We start from the raw sequence: 8,361 nt of genomic DNA, 5'->3' as shown, positions 1-8,361 counted from the left end.
TAGTTAAGGCTACGGCCGGCGTAGGCCGGTTCTCGGAATCCACCATTCTCGACTCGGCCTGACCTGAATCTCGACAGACCCAGATTCATTTTTCAGCCCGATGCGAGGGGCGGCCACGGCGTGTTAGTCGGCTGCATAGCGATTGTGCAGTGCACATTAAATCTTCGTAATGCCGCGTTTTGGCCCTTTTCCGCCAAAGCTTTGTCCTATCTATTCGGCGAAATTCACGGCGAAAGACAGTGAAACGAGCTAGAATAGACTACCGGGATCGGCGTGTCGGTTAGAGGGCTATTGTCGATGCGCGGAAAAATCGCCTTTGCAGTCGTTGCGCTGGCCTGTCTCGCAGGCGCCGGCCTCTATCTTTCGCCGGCCGCGATGGGCAGGTTCCAGCAGTTGATCTCGGGCCAGCAGATCGGCACAGCCAGCGCCGACAAGACCGCCAAGGCATCGGACAATTCCAAGGGCGGCGGCGCGCGTTCGGCCTCGATCGTTTCGGCAACCGCGACGACCGCCGATTTTCCGATCCGCCGCTACGCTATCGGCTTCGTCTCCTCGCCATCGGTGGTCAGCGTGAACGCCCGCGTCTCCAGCCAGATCATGTCGATCGCCGTCAAGGACGGGCAGATGGTCAAGGCCGGCGATCTTCTCTTTTCGCTCGATGATCGCGCGCTGAAGGCACAGCTTGCCAAGGACCAGGCGACGCTCGCCAAGGACCAGGCGATGCTCGTCAGCGCCCAGGCCGACCTGCAGCGCGCCAAGGACCTTGTCGCCAAGCAGGCGGGCACGCAGCAGACTTACGACCAGGCGCTGGCGGCGCAAAGGGCCGCGGCCGCCACCATCGATGCCGACAAGGCGACGATCGACGCCGACACGGTCCAATTGAGCTACGCGACCATCACCGCGCCCATCTCAGGCAGGCTGGGAGCGGTCAACGTCTCCGTCGGCGATCTCGTCACCACCAGCAACGGCAACTCAAGCAGCACGACGCCACTTGTCACCATCACGCAGATGGACCCGCTGCAGGTGAATTTCACTCTCCCGGAAAGCGACCTTGCCCTGTTGCACAAGGAACTGGCGAACCCACAGCAAGGAGACGTGACGCTGACCAAGGACGGCGATCCCAAGCCGATCGGCAAGGGCACGCTCGACTTCGTCGATTCCAGCGTCGATACCGCCTCCGGCACCATCGCCACGCGAGCGAGCATACCGAATGGCGATCTATCGCTATGGCCCGGTCAGTATGTGAATGTGATGCTCGAGGCCGGCACGATGCCGCAAATGACCTCGGTCCCGACGGTCGCGGTGCAGCCCAGTCAGAAGGGCCCGTTCGTCTATGTCGTCAAGCCGGACAACACCGTCGAGATGCGGCCGGTACAGGTGGCGCTGACGGAGGGCGAGAACAGCGCCATCAGCCAAGGGCTGAAAAACGGTGAAAAGGTCGTCGTCGAAGGCCAGACGCGGCTGAAGGACGGCGCCGCCGTTCACGAAGGCAAGACCGCCGGCAATGGCGCTGATCAGGCCGCTCCCAAGGTCGCGGAAGCCGACAAGGCCGGCGGGGCGCGGCCATGATCTCCGAATTCTGCATACGCAGGCCCGTCGCCACGCTGCTGATGTCGTTCGCCCTCGTGCTGGGCGGAATTTTTGCCTACAAGTTCCTGCCGGTCGCGGCGCTGCCCAGCGCCGAATTCCCGGTGGTCAACGTCTCGGCCCAACTCCCCGGCGCTTCGCCCGACACGATGGCGACCTCGGTGGCGACGCCGCTGATCAAGCAGTTCTCCACCATCGCCGGCATCGATTCGATCTCGACCACCAACTCGCTCGGCCAGACCTCGATCGCCATCCAGTTCGTGCTCAACCGCGACATCGACGCGGCGGCCGCGGACGTGCAGGCCGCGATCGCGCGCACGCAGAGATCGCTGCCGCCGGAGATGACCTCGCCGCCGAGCTATCGAAAGGTCAATCCGGCCGACGCGCCGATCCTGCTGATGTCACTGGTCAGTGATACGGTTCCGCTCACCGACCTCGATTCGTTCGCCGAGAATGTCATCTCGCCGTCGCTGTCGACGATCGACGGGGTGGCGCAGGTCTCGATCTTCGGCCAGCAGAAATATGCGGTGCGCATCCAGATCGATCCGACCGCGCTTGCCGCGCGCGGCATCTCGATCGATCAGCTGCAGGCGGCTATCGCATCGGCCAACAGCAACACGCCGCTCGGTGTGCTTCGGAACGACAAGCAGCAGCTTACCATCACCGCCAACACCCAGCTCGACAACGCCGCAGGGTTCTCCAACCTCATCATCGCCACCAAGAACGGCCACCCGGTGCGGCTCGGCGAGGTGACTCGCGTCGTCAACTCGGTGCAGACCACGACGACGGCGAGCTGGTACGACGGCACGCGCGCCATCATCATGGCTGTGCAACGCCAGCCCGACGCCAACACGGTCGACGTCGTCGACAAGGTCAAGGCGATGCTGCCTTCCTTCCAGGATCAGATGCCGGGCGCCGCCAGCATCAAGCTGCTCAACGACCGCTCGACATCGATCCGCGCCGCCGTCGATGACGTGCAGTTCACGCTGCTTTTGACCATCGCGCTGGTGGTCATGGTGATCTTCGTGTTCCTGCGCCGGCTGACCGCGACCGTCATCCCGGCGGTGGCGGTGCCGATCTCGCTGATCGCCACGCTCGGTGCGATGTTCCTGTTCGGCTTCTCGATCGACAACATCTCGCTGATGGGACTGACGCTCGCCGTTGGCCTCGTCGTCGACGACGCCATCGTCATGCTCGAAAACATCTTCCGCCACATGGAGGAGGATGGGCTGTCGGCCTTCGACGCCTCGCTGAAGGGCGCGCGCGAGATCGGCTTCACCATCATTTCGATCTCGATCTCGCTGGTGGCGGTGTTCATCCCCGTGCTTCTGATGGGCGGCGTCATCGGCCGCATCTTCAACGAATTCGCGGTCGTGGTGACTGTCGCCATCCTGGCATCGATGTTCGTGTCGCTGACGCTGACGCCGATGCTGTGCTCGCGGCTGCTGTCGGTGACGAAAGCCGACCGCGAGGCGCATGCGGGCGGTGAGCGGCACGATATCTTCACGCGCGGCTACGACTGGCTCCTGACCTTCTGCCTGCGCCATACTTTCCTGGTGTTCCTCGTCTTCGTCGGAACGGCGGCGGCGTCGGTCTGGCTGATCCAGGCCTCGCCCAAGGGCTTCTTCCCGCAGGAGGATATCGGCCAGATTTCGGTGACGACGATCGCCCGGCAGGACATCTCCTTCGACGCCATGACCAAGCTGCAAGGTCAGGTGGCGAACGTCTTCTCCCATTCTCCCTATGTATCGCATGTGGCCTGGTCGGTCGGTAGCGGCAATAATGCGCTGAACCAGGGACAGCTCTACGTGCAGCTGAAGGACAAGAGCCAGAGACCCAATATCGAGAAGGTGCTGTCCGACTTGCGGCGGCAATTGGGGGGCGTCGCCGGCATCGAGTCCTATATGCAGCCGGTGCAGAACCTGAGACTTGGTTCGCGGTCTTCCGCCAGCGCCTACCAGCTGGTCGTCCAGGGACTCGATACCGGCCAGACCGATATCTGGGCGCAGAAGCTGAATGATGCGATGGCGGCGGACCACACGATGTTCACCGACGTCACCAGCGATCTGCAGAACAATGCCCTGGAGGCGACGCTGGTGGTCGACCGCGACAAGGCCGCCCAGCTCGGCATCGACACCGACACGCTGCGCTCGGCTCTCTATGGCGGCTTCGGCACCGATCAGGTGTCGACCATCTTCGGCTCGGCCGACAGCTATGAAGTCATCACCGAGCTGGACCCGAAGATCGCGTGGTCGCCCGAGCGGATGCTGGCCATCCAGGTGCGGACGGCGAGCGGCAGCCTGGTGCCGCTCGGCGCCTTCGCCCGCGTCGATCGCACGGCAGGCGCGCTGACGGTCAACCAGCTCGGCCAGTTGCCGGCGGTGACGATCTCCTACAACCTGCCGCAGGGCGTGTCGCTCGGCGACACAGTGGCCCGCATCGACCAGCTGAAAGAGCAGATAGGCATGCCGAAGGCGATCTCGACCACCTTCGCCGGCACGGCCAAGACCTTCCAGGATTCGCTCGCCAACCAGGGCCTGCTGATCGGCGGCGCGATCCTCACCATCTATATCGTGCTCGGCATGCTCTATGAGAGCTTCATCCACCCGCTCACCATCCTCACCGGTCTGCCGTCGGCGGTGTTGGGAGCGTTGGTCGCGTTGCAGCTCGCGGGGATGGATCTGTCGGTCATCGCGGTGATCGGCATCCTGATGCTGATCGGCATCGTCAAGAAGAACGGCATCATGATGGTCGATGTCGCGCTGGACCTCAGGCGTCAGGGCATGTCGGCGGTGGACTCCATCCACAGGGCCTGCCTGATGCGTTTCCGGCCGATCATGATGACGACGCTGGCGGCGCTGATGGGCACGTTCCCGATCGCGCTCGGCACCGGCGCCAGCGCCGAACTCAGGCAGCCGCTCGGCGTTGCTGTGGTCGGCGGCCTGCTCGCCTCACAGGCGCTCACCCTGTTCGTCACGCCGGTCATCTATGTCTATTTCGAGCATTTCTCCGGTTGGCTGCTCAGCTTCTCCTCTAAGAAGAGCCGGCCGGAGCTGCATGCGATCGAGCCTATCGAACAGCCTTCGCTCTTCGACGCCGAGGAAGAAGCCGAACCGAAAAAGGTGGCCGCCGAGTAGGCGGCTCTGGCCCAAGGCGTGGCGCTTGCGGCTAACCGCACCCGATCCTAGTTTGAGGTCATGACCCACGATCATGACCACGACAACGAGCTCGACCCGTTCGCGGCGCGCGTGCGCGCGCTCGAGACGATCCTGACCCAGAAAGGCCTGATCGACCCGGCGGCCATCGACGTCATCGTCGATACCTACGAGACGAAGATCGGCCCGCGCAACGGCGCCAGGGTGGTGGCCAAGGCCTGGAGCGATCCCGCCTATGCCGAATGGCTGAAGCGCGACGCGACGGCGGCGATCGCCTCGCTTGGCTATACCGGCCGCCAGGGCGAGCACATGCAGGCTGTCTTCAACACCGAGGAGACGCACAACCTCGTCGTCTGCACGCTCTGCTCCTGCTATCCGTGGTCAGTGCTCGGCCTGCCGCCGGTCTGGTACAAGGCGCCGCCCTATCGGTCGCGGGCGGTGATCGACCCGCGCGGCGTGCTGGAAGAGTTCGGGCTGACGCTGCCTAAGGATAAGAAGATCCGCGTCTGGGATTCGACCGCCGAGCTTCGCTACCTGGTGGTGCCGATGCGGCCGAAGGGCACCGAGGGCTGGAGCGAGGAACAGCTCGCCGGCCTGGTCAGCCGCGACGCGATGATCGGCACCGCGCTGGCGAAAGAGTCGGAATAAGGGGGAGCCTCAATGAACGGGCCGCAGGATCTCGGCGGGCAGATGGGTTTCGGGCCGGTCGCGCCCGAAAAGGACGAGCCCTATTTCCACGCCGAATGGGAAAAGCGCGCGCTCGGCGTGACGCTCACCGCCGGCGCCATGGGCGCCTGGAACATCGACGAGAGCCGGCACGCGCGGGAATCGCTGCATCCGGCCGACTATTACGCGTCGAGCTACTACCAGATCTGGATCAAGGCGCTGGAGACGCTCTTGAAGCGCCACGGCTTCGTCACGGAGCGGGACCTTGCAAGCGGCAAGGCGGTCGATCCGGCCGCTACGCCCAAGCGTGTACTGAAGGCGGCGGACGTGCCGGCGGCGCTCGCCAAAGGCGGGCCGTGCGACCGGCCGGTCGCGGCGCCGGCGCGATTCCAGGCGGGCGACCGTGTGCGAACGAAGAACCTCAATCCCACCGGCCATACGCGCCTGCCGCGCTACGCGCGCGGCAAGAACGGGACGATCGAGGCCGTGCGCGGCGGCTTCGTCTTTCCCGACAGCAATGCGCATGGCAAGGGCGAGAACCCGCAATGGGTCTATACCGTAATTTTCGACGGGGCGGAGATCTGGGGCGAGGGCGCCGACCCTACACTGAGTGTGTCGATCGATGCCTGGGAGAGCTATCTTGAGCCGGTCTGAGACGGAACGACCGGCGGTTCTAGACGATCCGGTGTTCGCCGAACCATGGCAGGCGCAGGCTTTCGCCATGACGGTCGCGCTGCATGATGAGGGCCTGTTTTCGTGGAGCGAGTGGGCCGAGGCTTTATCCGCCGAGGTGAAGCAGCCGGGCGCCGCAAGCGACGGGCATGACTACTACGAGCATTGGCTGGCGGCGCTTGAAAAGCTGCTGTCGCGAAAGGGTGTTGCCGGCAAAAGCGAGGTCGATGCGCTGGCGGCCGCCTGGGAGCGTGCCGCGCATGCGACCCCGCACGGCAAGCCGATCCTGCTGGAGAACGATCCCGGACCTGGCAGATAGCCTGGATTCAAGTAGGTTTGTTCCCTTTACGTTCTTGTTTGTGCCTGATAGCGTGCCAAGCCTGTAGCAAATGAGATCGCCACCGGCGACGCCGGTGATGGGACGGCCAATCTTGTATTTCGCTCGCGAATCCGGTCTGTCGCGCTGATGGAATTCTCTCCCCAACAGGACGAGGCTTTGAAGGCGGTCGGCCGCTGGCTGAAGGACGGCCGGCCGCAGGTCTTCCGCCTGTTCGGCTATGCCGGCACCGGCAAGACGACGCTGGCGCGCTATTTCGCCGAGCATGTCGACGGGCAGGTGCAGTTCGCCGCCTTCACCGGCAAGGCCGCCCAGGTTCTGCGCTCCAAGGGAGCGATCAACGCGCGCACCATCCATTCGCTGATCTACCGGCCGAGGGGCGAGGAATCGGTCGAAGACGAGGTGACCGGCAAGACGTCGATCTCGCCGACCTTCGCGCTCAACCGGCAAAGCCCGATCGCGCGCGCCAAGCTGGTCGTCATCGACGAATGCTCGATGGTCGACGAGCAGCTCGGCCGCGACCTGATGAGTTTTGGCACGCCGATCCTGGTGCTGGGCGACCCCGCCCAGTTGCCGCCGATCTCGGGTGGCGGCTTTTTTACCGAACACGAGCCGGATGTGCTGCTGACCGAAATCCATCGCCAGGCGCGCGACAATCCGATCATCCGCCTCGCCCTCGACGTGCGCGAAGGCCGCGAGTTCATGCACGGCGATTTCGGCACGGCGCAGGTGATCGGCAGGGAAGGGGTCACCCAGGATCTTGTGCTCAAGGCCGACCAGGTGCTGGTCGGCACCAACCGCACGCGGCGGCGCTATAACCAACGGCTGCGCGAGCTCAAAGGGTTCAATGCCGACTATCCGCAGGCTGGCGACAAGCTCGTCTGCCTGCGCAACGATCCGGCCAAGGGGCTGCTCAACGGCTCGCTGTGGAAGGTGATGACCTCGTCGCGCGAGACTGTTAAGCCCGGCATCAACCTGCTGGTCTCGCCGGAAGAGGACGATCCCGACCGCGGCGTCGCCAAGATCAAGCTGTTGAAGGCGGCGTTCGAGGATCCGGACGCAGAGATCCCCTGGCAGCAGAAGAAACGCTTCGACGATTTCGACTATGGCTACGCGCTGACGGTGCATAAGGCGCAAGGCTCGCAGTGGAACGACGTCGTGCTGTTCGACGAGAGCTGGGCGTTCAAGGAGACCAGGCAGCGCTGGCTCTACACGGCAATCACACGCGCGGCCGAGCGGCTGACGATCGTGCGTTGAGACAAACCGGCATTGTCATGCCGGTCTTGCGCCAAGCCATCGCCAGGCGGCTTGTTCGTCCTCGCTGCCAAAGCGCCTGAATTCGAACGGCAAAGGCTTCGGGAACAAGCCCGTGGCAAAAGATGCCCAGCGTGGCTCGCCGATGGCCGCGCAGCGGACGACATGCTCCAGCGCGTCGGCCACACCTTGCCTCAGCGTCTTTTCCGAAATGTTGGCCCAATCGACGCTCTCCTCGTCGGTCAGTCGCACCAGCACGTCGATCCTCGGGTGCAGGGCATAGGCTGCTTCGAGCAGGCCGAACAGGTTTTCCGCGTCCGCCGGCGAAACATCGCCGACGACGTCGATGGCGAAAAGCGCGTCGCGATTGGTGTCGATGCGGCGTATCGCCGGCACGGCTTCGAGGAAATTCACTGGCAAACCCTTGCGTTGGCCGTCACTTGGTCCTCTGGAACACCGGAAACCCTCTATCTGTTCCCTGCAAAGGCGCTATAGATGCGCGCCAAAACCATAGGGACGCCAATTCATGCCCGCAAAGCTTTCGGTCAACCTCAACGCTGTCGCCATGCTGCGCAACCGCCGCGACCTGCCGTGGCCGAGCGTCACGGGGCTTGGCCGCATCGCGCTGGCAGCCGGCGCGCATGGGCTGACGGTGCATCCGCGTCCCGACGAGCGGCATACTAGGCATTC

8 protein-coding genes are annotated in these 8,361 nt (G+C 64.1%); 7 read left to right on the top strand and 1 reads right to left on the bottom strand.

The genetic code is table 11. The features are described from left to right. Positions 1–297 precede the first annotated feature (297 nt). From EOA38_RS20450 to EOA38_RS20425, 6 genes are all read left to right on the top strand, one after another. Positions 298–1,569 carry an efflux RND transporter periplasmic adaptor subunit gene (locus tag EOA38_RS20450; RefSeq protein WP_126093161.1) on the top strand — a complete coding sequence of 424 codons (1,272 nt, stop codon included), beginning with the start codon at positions 298–300 and terminating at the stop codon, positions 1,567–1,569. Beyond that, positions 1,566–4,724 carry an efflux RND transporter permease subunit gene (locus EOA38_RS20445; protein WP_127300075.1) on the top strand — a complete coding sequence of 1,053 codons (3,159 nt, stop codon included), beginning with the start codon at positions 1,566–1,568 and terminating at the stop codon, positions 4,722–4,724. The genes EOA38_RS20450 and EOA38_RS20445 overlap by 4 nt, the downstream gene beginning before the upstream one ends. Before the next feature lie 60 nt (positions 4,725–4,784). Next, entirely contained in the window at positions 4,785–5,390 is a 606-nt protein-coding gene (nthA, locus tag EOA38_RS20440) for a nitrile hydratase subunit alpha (protein WP_126093163.1), read from the top strand. A 12-nt stretch (positions 5,391–5,402) separates the two neighbouring features. Then, on the top strand, positions 5,403–6,062 hold the full coding sequence (nthB, locus tag EOA38_RS20435) for a nitrile hydratase subunit beta (RefSeq protein ID WP_126093164.1): 660 nt from the start codon (positions 5,403–5,405) through the stop codon (positions 6,060–6,062). Continuing rightward, a complete protein-coding gene (locus tag EOA38_RS20430) occupies positions 6,049–6,399 on the top strand; it encodes a nitrile hydratase accessory protein (RefSeq protein WP_126093165.1) in 351 nt (116 codons plus the stop codon). Before nthB ends, EOA38_RS20430 begins: the two co-directional genes overlap by 14 nt. Positions 6,400–6,546: 147 nt before the next feature. Then, positions 6,547–7,674, top strand: a complete 1,128-nt coding sequence (locus tag EOA38_RS20425) for an ATP-dependent RecD-like DNA helicase (RefSeq protein WP_126093166.1) — start codon at positions 6,547–6,549, stop codon at positions 7,672–7,674. Positions 7,675–7,689: 15 nt separating this feature from the next. Here EOA38_RS20425 and EOA38_RS20420 read toward each other — a convergent pair whose 3' ends face one another. Further along, the gene (locus tag EOA38_RS20420) at positions 7,690–8,085 is read right to left on the bottom strand and encodes an STAS/SEC14 domain-containing protein (RefSeq protein WP_126093167.1); all 396 of its coding nucleotides are present in this window, start codon (positions 8,083–8,085) and stop codon (positions 7,690–7,692) included. Positions 8,086–8,197: 112 nt separating this feature from the next. On the opposite strand from EOA38_RS20420, the gene EOA38_RS20415 reads away from it, so the two are divergent. After that, on the top strand, positions 8,198–8,361 hold a 164-nt coding region (locus EOA38_RS20415; RefSeq protein ID WP_189434769.1), incomplete at its 3' end, for a pyridoxine 5'-phosphate synthase.

Source organism: Mesorhizobium sp. M1E.F.Ca.ET.041.01.1.1, assembly GCF_003997355.1.
Classification (GTDB): Bacteria; Pseudomonadota; Alphaproteobacteria; order Rhizobiales; family Rhizobiaceae; genus Mesorhizobium.
Note: the sequence above shows the minus strand (reverse complement) of the source record. Positions and strands in the feature narration are given on the sequence as shown.

Excerpts from the sequence above, each read along its gene's own strand:
- EOA38_RS20450 (WP_126093161.1), top strand. The coding sequence starts at position 298 with ATGCGCGGAAAAATCGCCTTTGCAGTCGTTGCGCTGGCCTGTCTCGCA.
- EOA38_RS20445 (WP_127300075.1), top strand. The coding sequence starts at position 1,566 with ATGATCTCCGAATTCTGCATACGCAGGCCCGTCGCCACGCTGCTGATG.
- nthA (WP_126093163.1), top strand. The coding sequence starts at position 4,785 with ATGACCCACGATCATGACCACGACAACGAGCTCGACCCGTTCGCGGCG.
- nthB (WP_126093164.1), top strand. The coding sequence starts at position 5,403 with ATGAACGGGCCGCAGGATCTCGGCGGGCAGATGGGTTTCGGGCCGGTC.
- EOA38_RS20425 (WP_126093166.1), top strand. The coding sequence starts at position 6,547 with ATGGAATTCTCTCCCCAACAGGACGAGGCTTTGAAGGCGGTCGGCCGC.